18 protein-coding genes are annotated in these 17,603 nt (G+C 72.8%); 7 read left to right on the top strand and 11 right to left on the bottom strand.

The features are described from left to right. Positions 1 to 85: 85 nt before the first annotated feature. A complete protein-coding gene (locus tag QMF80_RS09770) occupies positions 86 to 877 on the bottom strand; it encodes a metal-dependent hydrolase (RefSeq protein ID WP_283451646.1) in 792 nt (263 codons plus the stop codon). 144 nt (positions 878 to 1,021) lie between these two features. On the opposite strand from QMF80_RS09770, the gene QMF80_RS09765 reads away from it, so the two are divergent. From QMF80_RS09765 to QMF80_RS09755, 3 genes are all read left to right on the top strand, one after another. Continuing rightward, entirely contained in the window at positions 1,022 to 3,535 is a 2,514-nt protein-coding gene (locus QMF80_RS09765) for a DEAD/DEAH box helicase (protein ID WP_283451644.1), read from the top strand. A 40-nt stretch (positions 3,536 to 3,575) separates the two neighbouring features. Further along, positions 3,576 to 4,493 (top strand): acyl-CoA thioesterase, encoded by a 918-nt coding sequence (locus QMF80_RS09760; RefSeq protein WP_283451642.1) that lies wholly within the window; start codon positions 3,576 to 3,578, stop codon positions 4,491 to 4,493. Positions 4,494 to 4,599: 106 nt separating this feature from the next. After that, positions 4,600 to 5,001, top strand: coding sequence for a YchJ family protein (locus QMF80_RS09755; protein ID WP_283451640.1), 402 nt, complete (start codon positions 4,600 to 4,602; stop codon positions 4,999 to 5,001). Here QMF80_RS09755 and QMF80_RS09750 read toward each other — a convergent pair. Then, positions 4,965 to 5,654, bottom strand: a complete 690-nt coding sequence (locus QMF80_RS09750; RefSeq protein WP_283451638.1) for a DUF6397 family protein — start codon at positions 5,652 to 5,654, stop codon at positions 4,965 to 4,967. The two genes, QMF80_RS09755 and QMF80_RS09750, sit on opposite strands and share 37 nt — an antisense overlap. 348 nt (positions 5,655 to 6,002) lie before the next feature. Further along, positions 6,003 to 6,401, bottom strand: coding sequence for a roadblock/LC7 domain-containing protein (locus QMF80_RS09745; RefSeq protein WP_283451636.1), 399 nt, complete (start codon positions 6,399 to 6,401; stop codon positions 6,003 to 6,005). 106 nt (positions 6,402 to 6,507) lie between these two features. Here QMF80_RS09745 and QMF80_RS09740 point away from each other — a divergent pair, with 106 nt between their 5' ends. Continuing rightward, entirely contained in the window at positions 6,508 to 6,936 is a 429-nt protein-coding gene (locus tag QMF80_RS09740) for a PPOX class F420-dependent oxidoreductase (protein WP_283451634.1), read from the top strand. Between the two features lie 205 nt (positions 6,937 to 7,141). Here QMF80_RS09740 and QMF80_RS09735 read toward each other — a convergent pair whose 3' ends face one another. From QMF80_RS09735 to QMF80_RS09715, 5 genes are all read right to left on the bottom strand, one after another. After that, positions 7,142 to 7,720 (bottom strand): GTP-binding protein, encoded by a 579-nt coding sequence (locus QMF80_RS09735; protein WP_283451859.1) that lies wholly within the window; start codon positions 7,718 to 7,720, stop codon positions 7,142 to 7,144. 142 nt (positions 7,721 to 7,862) lie between these two features. After that, on the bottom strand, positions 7,863 to 8,243 hold the full coding sequence (locus tag QMF80_RS09730) for a DUF742 domain-containing protein (RefSeq protein WP_283451632.1): 381 nt from the start codon (positions 8,241 to 8,243) through the stop codon (positions 7,863 to 7,865). 16 nt (positions 8,244 to 8,259) lie between these two features. Next, positions 8,260 to 8,718 (bottom strand): roadblock/LC7 domain-containing protein, encoded by a 459-nt coding sequence (locus tag QMF80_RS09725; protein ID WP_283451630.1) that lies wholly within the window; start codon positions 8,716 to 8,718, stop codon positions 8,260 to 8,262. Beyond that, positions 8,718 to 11,651 (bottom strand): sensor histidine kinase, encoded by a 2,934-nt coding sequence (locus QMF80_RS09720; RefSeq protein WP_283451628.1) that lies wholly within the window; start codon positions 11,649 to 11,651, stop codon positions 8,718 to 8,720. The genes QMF80_RS09725 and QMF80_RS09720 overlap by 1 nt, the downstream gene beginning before the upstream one ends. Positions 11,652 to 11,709: 58 nt before the next feature. Next, complete coding sequence (locus tag QMF80_RS09715) at positions 11,710 to 12,540, bottom strand: MHYT domain-containing protein (protein ID WP_283451626.1); 831 nt, start codon at positions 12,538 to 12,540, stop codon at positions 11,710 to 11,712. Between the two features lie 160 nt (positions 12,541 to 12,700). On the opposite strand from QMF80_RS09715, the gene QMF80_RS09710 reads away from it, so the two are divergent. After that, a complete protein-coding gene (locus QMF80_RS09710; RefSeq protein ID WP_283451623.1) occupies positions 12,701 to 13,300 on the top strand; it encodes a class I SAM-dependent methyltransferase in 600 nt (199 codons plus the stop codon). Between the two features lie 39 nt (positions 13,301 to 13,339). On the opposite strand, the gene QMF80_RS09705 is transcribed toward QMF80_RS09710, so the two are convergent. Next, on the bottom strand, positions 13,340 to 14,254 hold the full coding sequence (locus QMF80_RS09705) for an oxygenase MpaB family protein (RefSeq protein WP_283451621.1): 915 nt from the start codon (positions 14,252 to 14,254) through the stop codon (positions 13,340 to 13,342). A gap of 135 nt (positions 14,255 to 14,389) precedes the next feature. On the opposite strand from QMF80_RS09705, the gene QMF80_RS09700 reads away from it, so the two are divergent. Next, a complete protein-coding gene (locus QMF80_RS09700) occupies positions 14,390 to 15,193 on the top strand; it encodes a hypothetical protein (protein WP_283451619.1) in 804 nt (267 codons plus the stop codon). 95 nt (positions 15,194 to 15,288) lie between these two features. Here the strand turns inward: QMF80_RS09700 and QMF80_RS09695 are convergent, their stop codons facing one another. Together QMF80_RS09695 and QMF80_RS09690 are read right to left on the bottom strand one after the other, a co-directional pair. After that, positions 15,289 to 15,834 (bottom strand): MOSC domain-containing protein, encoded by a 546-nt coding sequence (locus QMF80_RS09695; protein ID WP_283451617.1) that lies wholly within the window; start codon positions 15,832 to 15,834, stop codon positions 15,289 to 15,291. A 24-nt stretch (positions 15,835 to 15,858) separates the two neighbouring features. Beyond that, positions 15,859 to 16,047, bottom strand: coding sequence for a tail-anchor membrane protein (locus QMF80_RS09690; RefSeq protein WP_283451615.1), 189 nt, complete (start codon positions 16,045 to 16,047; stop codon positions 15,859 to 15,861). Positions 16,048 to 16,248: 201 nt separating this feature from the next. Here QMF80_RS09690 and QMF80_RS09685 point away from each other — a divergent pair, with 201 nt between their 5' ends. Next, the gene (locus QMF80_RS09685; RefSeq protein WP_283451614.1) at positions 16,249 to 17,577 is read left to right on the top strand and encodes a GAF domain-containing protein; all 1,329 of its coding nucleotides are present in this window, start codon (positions 16,249 to 16,251) and stop codon (positions 17,575 to 17,577) included. Positions 17,578 to 17,603 lie beyond the last annotated feature (26 nt).

Below are 17,603 nucleotides of genomic sequence, written 5' to 3'. Positions count from 1 at the left end.
CCGTTCGCCCCGTCGCGCCGCCCGGCGCGCACTCTCGCCGCACCGGACGCCGCTCCTCAACGGGCAAACACTGCCTGACGCGGCACTAGATGAATCCCAGGGCCGCGGCCCCGCCCACGCCTCCGAGCAGCATGAACACCGGCATGAGGACCTTGAGCTCGACCCAGCTGCCCGCGCGGAAACGCATCGGCTTGGGCGGCCCGAGCGCGTACCAGCGCTTGCCCGCGATCGGGATGGGCCACAGCACGGGGCACCCGGAGACGGTCAGCGCGTCCCCGATGTCGTGGACCAGGGCCCCGAGCACGATGGGCAGGCCCAGCCAGAGGTATTCCTGGCCCGGATCGGTGAAGAGCCAGTTCGCGCCGTTGCCGGGCTGGTCCAGCACCCCGGCCAGAATCCAGGCGCTGGTGGCGCCGAGCAGCCAGACGAGGACGTCGCTGGACATCCGGGCGGCGCGCCAGAGCAGGCCCTCGACGGCGAGCACGAGGTGCACGAAGAGCAGGACGAGGACGCCCCAGCGGTCGGTGCTGACGGCGAGCGCCGAGGAGCCGCCGCCGATCAGGGCGGCCCACAGCCAGGTGTGGGTGAGCGTGCGGTGGCCTCCGGTACGACGGGCGTCACGCGGCGAGCGGGTCGCCTTGTATACGGCGTAGGAGATCTTGTCGACCACCTCGCACAGCCCGCGGGACAGCGGTCCGAAGGCGCGCGAGATCGTCGCCGATTTGTGGTCCAGGTCGGGGGCCAGGGCCGCTCCCGCGCAGATCAGCGCGCCGACGACGAGGACGGGCCAGGGCATGGGGTAGCCGGCGGCCGCGGTCGCCGCGCCCACCCCCAGCCAGGCAGCTGCCCCGGAGAGTGAGTGCGCCGGACCCATCATGGTCGTTCCCGCCCCAGTGTTGTGGAGGTCGGGCCCCGTTGACGGTTTCGTTCGGGCCCGGTCAACGGCACAGCGTACCGGCGATGATCTTCTTTCCCTCCGCCGGTTCCCTGATCCGGGAGGAAGCCAGGCAAGATGGGGGGTGTGACCCTCATTGATCAGCTCCCGCCGAACGCCGACCCCGACGCCCTCTTCGAGGCCTTTTCCTCGTGGGCGGAGGGCCAGGGCATCACCCTGTACCCGGCGCAGGAGGAGGCCCTGATCGAGGTCGTCTCCGGAGCGAACGTGATCCTGTCCACTCCGACCGGCTCCGGCAAGAGCCTGGTGGCGGCCGGAGCGCACTTCACGGCTCTGGCCCAGGACAAGGTCACCTTCTACACCGCGCCCATCAAGGCGCTGGTGTCGGAGAAGTTCTTCGACCTGTGCAAGCTCTTCGGCACCGAGAACGTCGGCATGCTGACCGGAGACGCCTCGGTGAACTCCGACGCCCCCGTGATCTGCTGCACCGCCGAGGTGCTGGCCTCCATCGCGCTGCGCGACGGCAAGAACGCCGACATCGGCCAGGTCGTGATGGACGAGTTCCACTTCTACGCGGAACCGGACCGCGGCTGGGCCTGGCAGATCCCGATGCTGGAACTGCCGCAGGCGCAGTTCGTCCTGATGTCGGCCACCCTCGGTGACATGAAGCGGTTCGAGGAGGATCTGACCCGGCGGACCGGGCGGCCGACCTCGCTGGTCCGCTCCACGAACCGGCCCGTCCCGCTGTCGTACGAGTACGTCACCACGCCGATCACCGACACCATCACCGAGCTGCTGGAGACCCGGCAGGCACCCGTGTACATCGTGCACTTCACCCAGGCCCAGGCGGTCGAGCGAGCGCAGTCGCTGATGAGCATCAACATGTGCACGCGTGAGGAGAAGGACAAGATCGCAGAGCTGATCGGCCACTTCCGCTTCACCACCAAGTTCGGCCAGAACCTCTCGCGCTACGTGCGCCACGGCATCGGTGTGCACCACGCGGGCATGCTGCCCAAGTACCGCCGCCTGGTCGAGAAGCTGGCCCAGGCCGGACTGCTCAAGGTCATCTGCGGTACCGACACCCTGGGTGTCGGCGTGAACGTCCCGATCCGCACCGTGCTCTTCACCGCGCTCACCAAGTACGACGGCACCCGGGTCCGTACGCTGCGCGCCCGCGAGTTCCACCAGATCGCCGGACGCGCCGGGCGGGCCGGGTTCGACACCGCGGGCTATGTGGTCGCGCAGGCACCCGAGCACGTCATCGAGAACGAGAAGGCGCTCGCGAAGGCGGGCGACGACCCGAAGAAGCGCCGCAAGGTGGTCCGCAAGAAGGCCCCGGAAGGCTTCGTGGCCTGGTCCGACACCACCTTCGAGAAGCTGATCGGCGCCGACCCGGAGGCGCTGACCTCGCGGTTCAAGGTCACCAACATCATGCTGCTGTCGGTCATCGCCCGGCCGGGCGACGCCTTCAAGGCGATGCGTCACCTCCTCGAGGACAACCACGAGTCGCGCAAGAACCAGCTGCGCCACATCCGCCGCGCCATCGCGATCTACCGCTCGCTGCTCGACGGCGGCGTGGTGGAGAAGCTGGACACCCCCGACGCGGAGGGCCGCACCATCCGGCTCACGGTCGACCTCCAGCAGGACTTCGCGCTCAACCAGCCGCTGTCCACCTTCGCGCTGGCCTCCTTCGACCTGCTGGACCCGGAGTCCCCCTCCTACGCGCTGGACATGGTGTCGGTCGTGGAGTCCACGCTGGACGACCCGCGTCAGATCCTGGCCGCCCAGCAGAACAAGGAGCGCGGCATCGCCGTGGGCGCGATGAAGGCGGACGGGATCGAGTACGAGGAGCGGATGCAGCGGCTCCAGGACGTCACCTATCCCAAGCCCCTCGAAGAACTGCTCCTGCACGCCTACGACGTGTACAGCAAGAGCCACCCGTGGGTCCGCGACCACCCCGTCTCGCCGAAGTCGATCATCCGCGACATGTGCGAGCGCGCGATGACCTTCACCGAGTTCACCTCCTACTACGAGCTGGCCCGTACCGAGGGCATCGTGCTCCGCTATCTGGCGGGCGCCTACAAGGCCCTGGACCACACCATCCCGGACGACCTGAAGTCCGAGGACCTCCAGGACCTCATCGCCTGGCTCGGCGAGCTGGTCCGCCAGGTCGACTCCAGCCTGCTCGACGAGTGGGAGCAGCTGGCGAACCCGGAGGTGGAGACGGCGGAGCAGGCCCAGGAGAAGGCCGACCAGGTCAAGCCGGTCACCGCGAACTCCCGCGCCTTCCGGGTCCTCGTCCGCAACGCCATGTTCCGCCGGGTGGAGCTGGCCGCCCTGGACCACGTCAACGTGCTGGGCGAGCTGGACGCCGAGTCCGGCTGGGACGCCGACGCGTGGGGCGACGCGCTGGACAAGTACTGGGACGAGTACGACGACCTGGGGACCGGCCCCGACGCCCGCGGCCCCAAGCTGCTGATGATCGAGGAGGACGCGGAGCACGGCCTGTGGCGCGTCCGCCAGGCCTTCGCCGACCCCAACGGCGACCATGGCTGGGGCATCAGCGCCGAGGTCGACCTCGCCGCCTCCGACGAGGAGGGCCGGGCAGTCGTCCGGGTCACCGGCGTCGGCGAACTCTGACCAGCCTCCACAACCGACCCGCCCCACTGGAGAACCCCTGATGACGAACCCCGCCGAGAGACTCGTCGATCTCCTCGACCTGGAGCAGATCGAGGTCAACATCTTCCGCGGCCTCAGCCCGCAGGAGTCCCTCCAGCGGGTCTTCGGCGGCCAGGTGGCGGGCCAGGCCCTGGTGGCGGCGGGCCGGACCACCGAGGGCGACCGGCCGGTCCACTCACTGCACGCGTACTTCCTGCGCCCCGGCATTCCCGGGGTGGCGATCGTGTACCAGGTGGAGCGGGTGCGCGACGGGCGGTCCTTCACCACCCGCCGCGTCACCGCGGTCCAGCAGGGCAAGACGATCTTCAATCTCACCGCCTCCTTCCATCACCCGGAGGAGGGTGGCATCGAGCACCAGCTGCCTCCCCGTCTGGATTTCCCGCACCCGGAGAGCCTGCCGAAGGTCGTGGACGAGATCCGCGAGCACCTCGGGGCGCTGCCCGAGGCGCTGGAGCGGATGGCCCGCCGCCAGCCCTTCGACATCCGGTACGTGGACCGGCTCCGCTGGACCCCCGAGGACCTCAAGGACGCCGATCCGCGCAGCGCGGTGTGGATGCGGGCGGTCGGCCCGCTGGGCGACGACCCGCTCGTGCACACCTGCGCCCTGACCTACGCCAGCGACATGACCCTCCTCGATGCCGTGCGCATTCCCGTGGAACCGCTGTGGGGGATGCGCGGTTTCGACATGGCGAGTCTGGACCACGCCATGTGGTTCCACCGCCCCTTCCGGGCGGACGAGTGGTTCCTCTACGACCAGGAGTCCCCCATCGCCCACGGCGGCCGGGGGCTGGCCCGTGGCCGCATCTACGACGTGGAGGGCAGGCTGCTGGTCTCCGTCGTACAGGAGGGGCTCTTCCGCCCCTACCCGGCCGCTCCTCCCAAGCCGTCCGAGCCTCCCAAGCCGTCCGATCCGGCGTAGCCGCCTGATCCGTCCGATCAGGTGAAGCCGTCCAACCCGTCCACACCGGCGTGGCATCCGGCCTGTCCGACCCGTCCGACCCGTCACGGAAGAGCTGAGCGCGACCATGCCGACCCCGGCCCTCCCCTGCCCCTGCGGGCTGCCCGCCGCCTACCCGGACTGCTGTGGCCGCTTCCACTCCGGCGAGCGGCAGGCGCCCACCGCCGAGCTGCTGATGCGGTCCCGATTCAGCGCCTTCGCCGTCGGTGACACCGCCTACCTGCTGCGCTCCTGGGCCCCGTCGACCCGTCCGGGCCGACTCGACCTGGACCCCGGTCAGCGCTGGGAACGGCTGGAGATCCTACGGACCGAGCGCGGCGGGATGTTCGAGACGGAGGGCACGGTGGAGTTCCGGGCGCACTACCGCGAGGGCGGGCACGCCGGTTCGCTGCTGGAGCACAGCACCTTCTCCCGGGAGGGCGGGGCCTGGGTCTACGTCGGCCCGCTCTCCCCCGTCGTCTTCGACTGACCCCTCGCCCCGGCCAGGGCGAACTCCAGGCTGGTGCGGTACCAGCACAGCTCGTCCGGGGGCTCGGCCCGCAGCAGCCTGAGCGCGACGGCCGCCGCTGCCGGAACCTGCGGATGCCCGTAGGGCGGCGGTGGGGCGAGCCCGGCCAGCAGGATCCGCTCCACCGGGTCGGGCGCCGCCTGCTCCAGCTCCTCTTCCGGCAGCACCGAGGCCAGGACCGCCGCCCGCTCCCAGGGGTCCGCGGTACGTCTCAGCAGCAGCCCCACGTGCCGACCGCGCCATCGGCGGGGCCGCAGGTCCGCCCGGGCCTCGACCAGCTCCCGGTCCTCCGGGGGCGCGCTCCCGCGCAGCAGCAGGGGCTCCCTGGCCGCGAACTCCGCCAGCTCGGCCGCGAGGTACAGCCAGACGACGGCCCGGTACCGGTTGATCCGATAGCCGACCGGGGAGACCCGCCCGCAGCGCGCGAGCCGGGTGAACCGGCCCGGGCTGATCGCCAGCAGCCCCGACGCCTCCGCCGCCCCCACCGTCCGGACCCGCTCACGCAGCGTGTCCGGGAATCCGTCCCCCGCCTTCACCCGGTCCAGCTCGGCCCACGCGAACCGCGCGGCCCCGCCGGACGCGCACGGCCCGGCCCGGACCATCCCCAACTGCACGGCCCGAGCCAACTCACCTCGCTTCAGGCCAAGTTCTCCGGCAGCCCGCCCTCCGCCCACCAGCTCCGGCCCCGGCGCCCCCGCCGCGAGCCCCCGACCGGCAGCACTGCCCAGCACCCTGCTCTTGACCTCCATGACGGTCCTCCCCCACGCGCGTCGATTACTCTGCGTAAAGACCGTAACTGAGCGCGACGACAGCTGGCAAAGCCTGTGGATAACTTCCCGGCGCTCCTCATGAGGCCAGCTCGGGGCAGGTTCGCGGGGGCCGGGCCGTGGTGGGGGAGATGGCGGCCGCGTGGACAAGTGGGTGGGCGCCGAGGGAGGAGGAGGAGGAGGAGAAGGAGGAGGTCAGCCGCCGGTGATGCGGCGTTCCGCGACGCCCAGGTGTTCGCCCACGCGGTTGACCAGCAGGGTCATCTCGTAGGCGACTTGTACGTAGTCCGCCTCGGTCGCCGTCAGGACGCACAGCGAGCTGCCCGCGCCCGCCGCCATGACCAGCAGGACTCCCTCGTCGTACTCGACGACCGTCTGGCGGACCTCACCGGCCTGGAAGTAGCGGCCGGAGCCCTTGGCCAGGCTCTGGAGTCCGGCGGAGACCGCCGCCAGGTGCTCCGCGTCCTCCCGCGCCAGGCCCGCGCTCGCGCTCGTCACCAGGCCGTCATTGGAGAGCACCAGCGCGTGCCGGACCTGCTGGACCCTGCGCGTCAGGTCGTCCAGCAGCCAGTCGAGCTGCTTGTCCAGTGCCATTTCCCCGCCCCTCCCGTCGACCCGGCCTGGATGGCCGTGCCCACCACCGCGTAGTCGTGCCGCCAGCCTTCCCCACCAGCGGCTTTCCGGCAAGGAGGATGTCCTTATGACGAAGAAGATGACTCAAGAGGAATGGCGGGCATTCGTCTCCCACTCCACCCGCACCGGAAAGCTCTCGACCGTCCGCGAGGACGGAAGCCCGCACATCGCTCCCATCTGGTTCGTCCTCGACGGCGATTCCTTCGTGTTCAACACCGGGAAGAACACCGTCAAGGGCCGGAACCTGGCCCGTGACGGCCGCGTCGCCCTCTGCGTGGACGATGAACGGCCGCCGTTCTCCTACGTCGTCCTCCAGGGGCGGGCCGAGATCAGCGAGGACACGGACGACCTGCGGGAATGGGCCACCCGCATCGGCGGCCGCTACATGGGCGAGGAGAACGCCGAGGCCTTCGGCCGCCGCAACGCCGTCCCGGGCGAACTGCTCGTCCGCGTCGGGATCGAGAAGGTGATCTCGGCGGCGGACATCGCCGACTGATGCTCGCCGGCTCGTGCCGCGTCAGGCAACGTTTGCCCCGTTGAGGAGCGGCGTGCGGTGCGTGCTCTCGGCGTGTCGGCCGGAAGCCCTTGTACTGGACGTACGTGGGCTTTCGGCCGGTGCGGCGAGAGTGCGTGCGGGGCGTCGCGACGGGGCGAACGTTGCCTGACGCGGCACTAGGACGTCGAGCGGTGGCCGTCGGTCCTCATACGGGATCCACCTGCGGCTCCACCAGGTCGAGCAGCCGGGCGGTGTGCCGCCGCCCGGCGTACTCGACCAGCCTGATCAGCACTTCCTTCCCGGAATCCTTGTCCCGCGCATCGCACAGCACCACCGGAGTACCCGCCTCCAGGTCCAGCGCCAGCGAGACCTCGTGCGCCCCGTAACCCCGCGCCCCGGCGAAGCAGTTCACGGCCACCACGAACGGGATGCGCCGGTGCTCGAAGTAGTCCACCGCCGGAAAGCAGTCCTGGAGCCGCCGGGTGTCGGCCAGCACCACCGCGCCCAGCGCCCCCTGCGCCAACTCGTCCCACAGGAACCAGAACCGGTCCTGTCCGGGCGTCCCGAACAGATAGAGCGACAGCCCCTCCCGGATGGTGATCCGCCCGAAGTCCATGGCCACGGTGGTGGTGGTCTTGGCGTCCACGCCGCCCGTGTCATCGACCCGCTCGCCGGCCTCGCTCAGCGCTTCCTCGGTACGCAGGGGACGGATCTCACTGACCGCGCCCACGAGCGTGGTCTTGCCGGCCCCGAAGCCCCCGGCCACAAGGATCTTCAGGGCCAGCGAGGCGAGTTCCTCCTCCCCCGAACCTGCCTGCGCCTCCGCTGCTGCCCCTGCCGCCGTCGCTGCCGCCGGTACCGCTTCCGCTCGCGGTCCCTTGATCCTTTGCCCCGTCACTGCCATCCCCTCCATCACGTTCGTCCGATCACAGCGCGCGCAGACCTTCGATGACCTCGCGCAGGATCCGCTCGTCCGGCAGCTGGGCGGGCGGTACGGGCCTGCTCACCCGGACGTGCCCCGCCTCCAGCAGATCCCCGAGCAGCACCCGGACCACCCCGACCGGGAGGTCCGCGTCGGCGGCGAGTTCCGCGACCGACTGGGTCTGCGGCCCGCACAGGCCGAGCAGGGACCGGTGTTCGGGTCCGAGGAGCGACTCCAGCGCCGTGTCCACGGCGCCCGGCTCCACGGCCACCAGCGCGATCAGGTCGAACCGGACCCCGTGCGGCCCGGGCTTCGTGCGCCCGCCGGTCATCGCGTACGGACGCACGAGGGGGCCCGCTTCGGCGTCGTACCACTGGCCGTTCATCCTTCGGCCGCCGCTCTCAACCGGCGGCCGGCGGCCGGGCCGCGAACCGGGGCGGGGTGTACAGGTGCTCGCCGACCCGTTTGACCAGCCGGGCCATCTCGTAGGCGATCAGGCCGATATCGGCGCCCGCCCCGCTGAGCACGGCCAGACACGAGCCGTCCCCGGCCGCCGCGACGAAGAGGAAGGCGTCGTCCATCTCCACCATCGTCTGGCGCACGCCCCCGGCGTGGAAGTGCCGCCCCACGCCCTTGGCCAGGCTGTGGAAGCCGGAGGCGACCGCCGCCAAGTGCTCCGCGTCCTCCCTGCCGAGAGCGGTCGAAGCGCCCACCGCCAAGCCGTCGTTGGACAGGACCACGGCGTGCCTGACCTCCCGTACCCGGACCACCAGGTCGTCCAGCAGCCAGTCCAGCTCGCCGGACCGGCGGGCGCCCTCGGTGCCGGTCACGGGCCGGGCGGTTCTGTGGTGTTCGATCATCACTCTGCTCCTTCGCTGTCAACGGGGGTGGCGTCCTGGGCGCCCCGCGCCCAGCCCGCCCGGTACGCGGCCATGCGTTCCCGGGCCTCCTCCGGGCTGCGCCCGGGCGGGTCCTGCGGGGTACGCGCGCTCCGGGGGGCGGTCGCGGCCCGGGCCGCCGGGGCTTCGCGCAGCTGCGGGACGAGGCTGGCCTGGCGGACCCTGCGGGGCAGTTCGGTCACCCCGGCCAGCACGGGTTCCGGCTCGGGAGCGCGGGCGGGAGTAGGGGTGGCAGTAGGGGTGGGAGCGTGGGACGGCGTACTCGGGAACGGTGTACGAGGTCCCGCGCCGCCGGAATCGCGCATCCGCAGGGCGGCCACCGGGGCGGGCCGCGGGTCCCGCTCTGCGGAGCCACCCGGGTGGCCGGAGGGACCGGCGTCGCCGACGGCCCCCGGCTGGCCGGCCGCGCCCGCGGGGCCGGCCGCACCGGCCGCCGGTACGACGGCGGGCGGAACGGCGGGGGGCGATCCGACGCGCGGGACGGCGGTGGGCGGGGGGACCGGGCGCTCCGGCCGCACGCCGACCGCGCCCGGTTCGGCGCCCCCGTCGGCCGTGACGGTGCCTTGGAGCAGGGCGTTGGGCATCAGCACCACGGCCGTGGTGCCACCGTAGGGCGACGTACGCAGCTGGACCCGGACCCCGTGCCGGGCCGAGAGGCGGCTGACCACGAAGAGGCCGAGCCGGTCACTGTCGAAGAGGTCGAGCGCCTCGGACTGCTCGATGCGGCGGTTGGCGTCGGCGAGCGCCTCCCGGCCCATGCCGAGCCCCCGGTCCTCGATCTCCAGGACGTAGCCGGTGCCCACGGGTTCGCCGCTCACCCGGACCTTGGTATGCGGCGGAGAGAACTGGGTGGCGTTCTCGATCAGTTCGGCGAGCAGGTGCGTGAGGTCGGCGACGGCGCCGCCGACGACGCCCGCCTCGGCGAGGCCCCGTACCTCGACGCGCGGATAGTCCTCGATCTCGGAGACGGCCGCCCGTACGACATTGGTCAGCGGGACCGGCAGCCGCCACGCGCGCCCCGGGGCCGCCCCCGACAGGATGATCAGACTTTCCGCATGGCGCCGCATCCGGGTGGTGAGGTGGTCGAGCCGGAAGAGGTCGCCCAGTTCGTTGGGATCGTCGGCGCGGCGTTCCATGGAGTCGAGCAGGGTGAGTTGTTTGTGCACCAGGACCTGACTGCGGCGGGCGAGGTTGACGAACACCCCGGAGACCCCGTCGGCCAGTTCGGCGCGCTCCACCGCGGCGCTCAGCGCGGCCCGGTGGACCGTGGACAGGGCCGCGCCGACCTGGGCCACCTCGTCCTCGGCCGGTTGTCCGGGCGGGGCTTCGGCGAGGACATCGATGTGCTGTCCGGCGCGCAGCCGCTCCATGGCGTGCGGGAGTTTGCGGTGGGCGATCTCCAGGGCGCCGTTGCGCAGCGAGACCAGCTCGACGACGAGCCCGCGCCCGACGCGCACCGAGATGACGAGGGAGGCGGCAACGGCGGCCAGGCCCAGCAGGACGGCGGCTCCCGACGGGCTCAGCAGTCCCTGGGCGAGCGGGCCGGTGCGGTCCGTTGACCCGGCGTGCGCGGCGCTCGTGATGTCGCGCATCGAGGTGCCCACGCCCGCGTACGCCGGGTCCCAGCCGGTGGGTACGCCCTGCACTTCACGCCCCCCGGTGCCCCCGCTCGCGCCCCCGCTGCCACTCCCGCTCCCACTTCCGTTTCCGTTTCCGTTTCCGTTTCCGAGGGTCCGGTCCTCCGCCGCCGTGAGGTCGGCGTAGCCCGCGCTCTTGAGCACGGCCTGCCAAGCACTCCGCTGCGCGGCGGGCAGGTCGCGGGCGGCCGCGTCGGTGAGGGTGCGGCGGGTCTCGATCGTCCCGGCCAGCCGCTGAAGCGTTTCCGCGCCCCGAGGCCCCGGTACGGCGAGCAGCGCGTCCTCCCGGGACAGCAGTTCCGCGGCCCGGCCGAACTCCAGCAGGACCCGGGCCGCGGCTCCCGATTCCGCCTCCGGGCCGGCCGGACCGCCGCTGAGCGCGCCACCGACCCCGAGGGCGGAGTCGACGACCGCGGTGTAGGCGGCGTAGGCGGCGTCCGGGGTGGTCCGCCCCTCGGCGGCCCCCGTACGGGAGGACCCGAGTGCGTCGGCGGCAGCCACGAAGACGCGCAGCCGGGTGGCGAGTTCGGCCGGGTACCCGCCGGAGTCGGCCACGGTGTGCGCGTCGCCCAGCCGGAGCCGGTCGACGGCGGCGGTGGTACGCCGGGACGCCTCCCGCAGGGCGGCCGCCCGGTCGGTGGCCGCAGGATCCGCGAGGAAGCGGACGGCCGCGCCCCGCTCCGCCTGGAGTGCCGCCACCGCTCCGTCGAGCGGGGTGCGTATCCGGTCGTCGGTCTGCTGAGCACGGTCGGCGCGGGCGATGTCCTGGGCGGTGCTGACGGTCGCGAAGGCCCAGAGCGCGAGGAGCGAGACGACCGGGACCATCAGCAGCGAGACGATCTTCGCGCGGACGGTGCCGGGGCGCGGGACCCTCGGTCGGCCCCGGCCGTGGGGAGCGAAGCCGGTGGTGGCCGCCGCCGCGGCGGCGAAGTCCGAGGCGCCGTGGCCGTACGTGGTGGGCCCGGGAGCCCCCGGCCGTCGTCCGGAAGGATCGGCTCCGGCGGAGGCGGGGCCGACGGCGAAGGCCGCGGGCACCGGCGCTCCCCGACCCGGGACGTGCGCGCCGAGCTCACCGGGGGCGTACGTCGGCCGGGACGCGTACACCTGTCCGCCGGGGGCGTGTGCCTGCCCCGGGGAGGCCGACGCGTCCGGGTGGGGCTCCTCCGCCGGAGGTCCGGCGTGTGCCCGGCGGCCGCGCACCGGGGGCACGGGCGGCGGGGGCGCCGCCGTGTCCGGCTTCCTGCGGGGTGTGCGCATGGGGTCCTCGTTCCGGGTGCGGTACGTGCGTGCGTACGTACGGACGTACACGGGCGGCTCAGCGGGCGGCGGGGACGGGAGGGGCGGAAGTGACGGAACCGGTGGGAGCGGCGGGAGGCACGGCGACCGGCGCGCCCAGGCTCCGCGCGAAGGCGGAGGCCGCGCGTTCGTCGGCGCTCGGGGAGAGCGAGACAAAGGCGGAGGTGATGAACAGGTAGGAGCCGAGGCCGACGGCGAGGGGGAAGACGAACTGCATGAGCGGGGCTCCGGACAGGGACGCGTCCGAGGGGATGACGCGGACGGAGACGGCGAGCATCCCGGTGTAGTGCATGCTGCTGACGGCGGCCCCCATGACCAGCGAGGCGACGGCCACGGCCATCGGGGACTTGATGTTGATCGCGGCCCAGAGCGCGGCGGTGGCCGCGACCACGGCGATGGCGAGGGAGAGCCCGACGTACAGCGGGTCGAAGGAGAGGCGGCCGTGCATCCGCAGCGCCGCCATCCCGAGGTAGTGCATGCTCGCGACGCCGAGGCCGGTGGTGAGGCCGCCGAGGACGAGCGCGCGGCCCCGGTTCCCGCCGTACCCGACGGCGAACACCCCGGCGCCGACGACCAGGAGGGCGCCGATCAGGCTCAGGAGGGTCAGCGGCACGTCGTAGTGGATCTCGGTGCCGGTGACGGAGAAGCCGAGCATCGCGACGAAGTGCATCGTCCAGATGCCGGTGGCGATGGCGGAGGAGCCGGTGAGCAGCCAGTTGCGGCGCGAGCGGCCGGTGGCGGCGAGCGCCTGGACGGTGCAGCGCAGCCCGAGGGCCGAGCCGATGCATGCCATCACATATGACAGTACGGGTGTCAGCCAGCCGTAGGCCGCGTGGTCGAGGTGTCCCATGGCTCCCGGACGCTAGTCCGGGTGAGGCCACGAACAGGGGGCGCATTTCGAAAGCAGCTGGAACTGCTGGAATATGACAGAGCTACGTTCTTCTTCGATCACCCCAGGTGTCATCCTGCGCACTGTCCGCAGCCGGTGACCGGTGGGGGATCATGGGCGCATGAGCGAAGACCACACACACGTGCAGGAGTTCTTCGGGGCCCGCGCGGCCGACTGGGACCGGAAGTTCCCCCGCGACGGGCCCGCCTTCGCCACCGCCGTGTCCGAGTTCGGCCTGCGGCTCGGGCAGCGGGTGCTCGACGCGGGCTGCGGGACCGGGCGGGCGCTGACCGAACTCCGGGCCGCCGTCGGCCCCTCCGGGACCGTGCTCGGCGCCGATCTCACCCCGCAGATGCTCGCTGAGGCGGCCCGGGCCGGGCGGGACGCGGCGGGCACCCTGCTGCTGGCGGACGTCGCGCGACTGCCGCTGCGCGACGGCTGCCTCGACGCGGTGTTCGCGGCCGGACTGATCGCCCATCTGCCCGACCCCGGGGCGAACCTGCGGGAGCTCGCCCGGGTGGTCCGCCCCGGCGGGCGCCTCGCGCTGTTCCACCCGATCGGCCGGGCGGCCCTCGCCGCGCGCCAGGGCCGTGAACTGACCCCCGGGGACATGCGGGCCGAGCACAACCTCGGCCCGCTGCTCGCCGGTTCCGGCTGGGACATGGCCTCGTACGCCGACGAGGAGGACCGGTTCCTGGCGCTGGCGGTACGTCGCCCATGAGTCCGGGGGCGCCGTCGCGGGCCCCCGGGGAGCGGCGGCCTACAGCGGGGGCTGCGCGTCGGCACCCCGGGGGCGACGCGGGCGGGGGACCGGACTGCCGCCCGCGCCCGGCGCCGGGAAGGTGCCCAGCTCACCCACGTCATAGCCCCCGGGATAGCTCTTGATCTCGGGGTTCTGCCGGGCGTAGTGCGGTTCCGCGCGCGGGGCCAGCAGCCTGACCGCCCGCCCCCGCAGCCGCAGCGCACCCCGGACCAGCCCCCGCACCCGGGGGTGCGGGGGCTCGTACCGCAGGGCGCCGAGCAGCGGATCGTCGAGCAGGGCCAGGGCGCCGCCGCGCACCAGGGGGGCGAGCGGGGCCGGGTACCAGGAGGCCATCAGGGCGAGGCTGGCGTCCGCGACCTTGCGGCCGCCCTCGTCCCAGCCGAAATGGGCTTCCTCGTAGGCGTTCAGCGTGGCCTCGAACTCCTCGTACGAGTCCGGGATGTCCGTGATGCCCAAGTGCCGGCCGAGCGTGGCGTAGTACCGCGCGCAGGCCCGCAGCTCGTGGTGGGTCAGCGAACGCCAGCCGTAGGCGTCCAGCCAGCGTTTCGGAACCACCACGAAGGTGGACAGGACGTAGCGCATCTCGTCGTGGGAGAGGTCGTAGCCGCGGAGCGTGCCGTTCACGCGCCGGATCGCGATGCGCGCCGTATCGCTGTCGAAGCCGTGTTCCAGCACCGCGTCGAGGAGCAGCACGGTGTCGTCGTAGCGCTTCTGGGTGCGGTCGGTGGACGCGGCGGTCTCGGCGAGCAGCGCGCCGATGCCGGGAACGGCGTAGATCCGCAAGAAGGCGAGTTCCAGCGCCCGGGCGTGGTCCCAGGGGAACTCGTAGGTGGCGGTGAGCCGGTAGATGGCCAGGAAATCTCGCTCCGGATCGAGCCGGAGGATCTCCTTCAGCCGGTCGTAACGCTGCACCGAGGGACCCTTTCTGTGGCGGGTTCCCAACTCTACGTGCAGGCAGGGGCCTTGGAAATCGGCACTCTCCGGCTCTCGACGCGCGGGTTACTCGCTGGTTAGGGTGCGCCGACAGGTGAACCACCGGGAGGGTACGTGTCCGACGAGGAGGGCGACGGTTCGCTGTACGTGCTGTCCGCCGTACTGCTGACCCCAGCCCAGTTCCCGAGCATCCTGGGCGACGACTACCCGGAGGCCTGCTCCCTGCTGGGCGTTCCCCCGGCCACGGACGGGTACGGGCTGGTGCTCGGCCAGGACGAGGACGGCGCGCGCTGGACGGTGGTCGTGGACGATGTCGCGCTCGTCGCGACGGCCATCGCCTCCTGGGACTGCGGGATGGAGTACGACCTCTCGCCCGACGAGCGCAGCATCGTGGTCTCCCTCGCCGGATGGCCGCTGGCCCTGTCGGTGGCGGCGCCCGGCGTCCCCGAACCGCACGACCCGGAACAGGGTGCGGACGGTACTGGGCGGGTGCCGCTCGCACCGCCGTCGGCCGAGGCATGGGGTCCGGTGCAGCGGCGGATGGGCGCGGACCAGATCGCCCGGCAGTGGACCGAGTGGCGCGAGCGGTTCGAGACCGACGGCGGCGAGCCCGTCGCCCATCCCGGGCTGGCCCGGGTGCTGGCGGAGGCCCGCGCCTACACCACGGACCCGCCGCCGCCGGGACGGGTGCGGTCCGGGTTCGCGGGTGAGGGAACCAGGACCCTCCGGGTCGACGGACCCGGGTGGTCGCTGGTGGCCCGTACCGACGACATCGCCTTCGTCCTGCTGGACGAGGGCCCCAGCGAGGTCATCCCGGTACCCCGCGGCGGGGCCGGGGACGGCGGAGGCGGCGACGCGGACGGAGACCTGCCCGCGCTGCTGGCGGCACTGGACGCGGTGGCGGTCAGGCCGGTGTGAGCGGTGCGCGGCCGGTGTCAGCGGCCGGCGTACGTGACGCGCTCGGCGTAGTGGCGCGGTCGGCGTAGTGGCGCGGAGGGGGCGCGCGGAGGGGGTCAGACCCGGTCGAGGGGGATGTGCGGCGGTGCGGGCAGGGTGACGCTGATGGCATCTCCGGGGCGTATGGTGCCACCCTGGCGGACCACGCCCATGATCCCGGCCTTGCGCAGGATCTGGCCCGTCTCGTCGCGGCCGACCACCTGCTTGAGCAGGCCCGGCTGGAACGCGTCGATCTGCAGGCAGGGGTTGCGCAGGCCGGTGACCTCGACCGCGGCCTCCTCGCCGAAGCGCAGGATGGTTCCGGTGGGCAGGCCGAGCAGTTCCACGCCCTCGGTGGTGACGTTCTCCCCGAGCTGGCCCGGCGCGACCGAGAAGCCCTCCTCCGCGACCTCGTCGAACAGCTCGCGGTGGATGAGGTGGACCTGGCGGAGGTTCGGCTGCGTCGGGTCCGCGGCGACCCGGGAGCGGTGCTTGACCGTGACCCCCGCGTGCACGTCCCCGTCGACGCCGAGTCCCTCGAGCAGCGTGATGCTCGCGCGCGTGGACTTGGTGAACGAGTACGCGCCGTTACTGCTGACCGCCGTGACCCGACCGGTACCCATGAGAACGTCCCCCTCGCGGCGCCTTCAGCGCCCTATTCGCTTCCTGTTGCTCGTCACCCCGCGCAGCCGCCGCCGCTGAGACGGATCCAGCGCCAGATAGGCGACGGCCGGTACCCCGATCAGGACCAGCAGGCCCACCCAGAATCCGGCCGTGAGGAACAGGACGATCGCTGCGACGACTCCGGCAGCGGCGATCTTTCCACTCGTCGACATCTGGCCCCTCTTCTCCACGCACTACGACTGCTACATCCCTACAACGCAACGGCCCGGCGACTCGTTCCCGCCCACCCCGAGCACATGGGGAACGTCCGGAGGGCCGGTGTCGGGGACTGGCCGACGTACCGCTTGTCGGCGGCGCTGGCCGGGACGAGGATGGGGCCCGCCAGGAATCGCGGCACCCGGGGAGGCTGACACATGGGCGATCCGTCGGTGGCGTTGCCAGGCGGGGCCGATCCGGTCGAGCGCGGCCGGGTGCTGCGGCGGGCGCACGCCGCGTTCACCGCGGACGGACGGGTCGAGGCTCCGGTGCGGGCGGTCATCGCGAGGTCCTGGCGGCGGTGCGCGCGGGCCCGGGTGAGCCCGGAGTGCACGGCCCGGCTGGAGCTGACGGAGCCGGAGGTGCGGGCGTACCGGGAACAGCATCCGCTGGCCCGGGTGATGCCGGTCTTCCGGGACCTGGTGGGAGCGTTCGCGGCGCACGAGGCCCACCTCCTGGCGGTGTGCGACGCCCGGGGCACCCTGCTGTGGGTGGAGGGCGAGAGCGGGACCCTGGACCGGGCCCGGGGGCTGGGTTTCGTCCCGGGCGCGCGCTGGTCGGAGTCGGCGATGGGGACCAACGCCCCGGGGACCGCGGTGGCGGTCGGGGAGCCCGTACAGGTCTTCGGGGCCGAGCACTTCAGCCGCCACGCGCACCCCTGGACGTGCGCGGCGGCGCCCGTGCGGCATCCGCGGACGGGCCGGTTGCTGGGCGCGGTGGACATCACCGGCGGGGACGGGCTGGCGCATCCGCATTCGCTGGCGTTCGTGCAGGCGGTGGCGCGGGCCGCCGAGTCCCACCTCGCACTGCTGGAGCCCGAGTCGGAGCCGGGGCCGGAATCCGCATCCCCGGGGAACGCCGGGGCGGCCGACACGCTGACCGCGCTGGGCCGGGACGAGGCGGTGCTGGTGACGGGTGGCCGGAAGGTGCGGCTGGGGCGGCGACACAGCGAGATCATGGCGCTCCTCGCGCATCATCCGGAGGGACTGTCCGGCGAGGAGCTGCTCATCGCGCTCTACGAGGACGAGACGGCCCCGGCCGTGACCCTGCGCGCCGAAATGTCCCGGCTGCGGGCCCTCTTGGGGCTGTCCTGCGGACCGCTCCGCGGGCCCGTGCTGCTGTCCCGCCCCTACCGGACGGCCGCGCCGCTGGAGGCGGACTTCTCCGCGGTGATCCGGCAGCTGGCCGCGGGCGCCGTCTCCGCCGCACTCTCCGGCTATCCGGGGCCGCTGCTGCCGGGGTCGGGGGCGCCCGGGGTCGTCCGGCTGCGCCGCCGGATCGAGGAGCAGGCCCGGGCCGCGGTGATCGCCCGCGCCGACGCGGGGCTGCTGTCCGACTGGGTGTGCGGGCCGTGGGGCGAGGACGACCCGGCGGTGTGGCGGGCGCTGGCCGACGTACTGCCGCCCGAGGGGCGTTCGGCGGCGCTGGCCCGGGTGCGCGCACTGGAACGTGAACTGAGTTACAAGGACGCCGAGTTCACCCCGTGAGAGCGGTCCGGACGATGCGCACCCGG

Source organism: Streptomyces sp. G-G2 (genome assembly GCF_030063135.1).
In the GTDB taxonomy this organism is placed as follows: Bacteria; Actinomycetota; Actinomycetes; order Streptomycetales; family Streptomycetaceae; genus Streptomyces.
Note: the sequence above shows the minus strand (reverse complement) of the source record. Positions and strands in the feature narration are given on the sequence as shown.

Excerpts from the sequence above, each read along its gene's own strand:
- QMF80_RS09770 (WP_283451646.1), bottom strand. The coding sequence starts at position 877 with ATGATGGGTCCGGCGCACTCACTCTCCGGGGCAGCTGCCTGGCTGGGG.
- QMF80_RS09760 (WP_283451642.1), top strand. The coding sequence starts at position 3,576 with ATGACGAACCCCGCCGAGAGACTCGTCGATCTCCTCGACCTGGAGCAG.
- QMF80_RS09755 (WP_283451640.1), top strand. The coding sequence starts at position 4,600 with ATGCCGACCCCGGCCCTCCCCTGCCCCTGCGGGCTGCCCGCCGCCTAC.
- QMF80_RS09745 (WP_283451636.1), bottom strand. The coding sequence starts at position 6,401 with ATGGCACTGGACAAGCAGCTCGACTGGCTGCTGGACGACCTGACGCGC.
- QMF80_RS09740 (WP_283451634.1), top strand. The coding sequence starts at position 6,508 with ATGACGAAGAAGATGACTCAAGAGGAATGGCGGGCATTCGTCTCCCAC.
- QMF80_RS09730 (WP_283451632.1), bottom strand. The coding sequence starts at position 8,243 with ATGAACGGCCAGTGGTACGACGCCGAAGCGGGCCCCCTCGTGCGTCCG.
- QMF80_RS09725 (WP_283451630.1), bottom strand. The coding sequence starts at position 8,718 with ATGATCGAACACCACAGAACCGCCCGGCCCGTGACCGGCACCGAGGGC.
- QMF80_RS09720 (WP_283451628.1), bottom strand. The coding sequence starts at position 11,651 with ATGCGCACACCCCGCAGGAAGCCGGACACGGCGGCGCCCCCGCCGCCC.
- QMF80_RS09715 (WP_283451626.1), bottom strand. The coding sequence starts at position 12,540 with ATGGGACACCTCGACCACGCGGCCTACGGCTGGCTGACACCCGTACTG.
- QMF80_RS09710 (WP_283451623.1), top strand. The coding sequence starts at position 12,701 with ATGAGCGAAGACCACACACACGTGCAGGAGTTCTTCGGGGCCCGCGCG.
- QMF80_RS09695 (WP_283451617.1), bottom strand. The coding sequence starts at position 15,834 with ATGGGTACCGGTCGGGTCACGGCGGTCAGCAGTAACGGCGCGTACTCG.
- QMF80_RS09690 (WP_283451615.1), bottom strand. The coding sequence starts at position 16,047 with ATGTCGACGAGTGGAAAGATCGCCGCTGCCGGAGTCGTCGCAGCGATC.
- QMF80_RS09685 (WP_283451614.1), top strand. The coding sequence starts at position 16,249 with ATGGGCGATCCGTCGGTGGCGTTGCCAGGCGGGGCCGATCCGGTCGAG.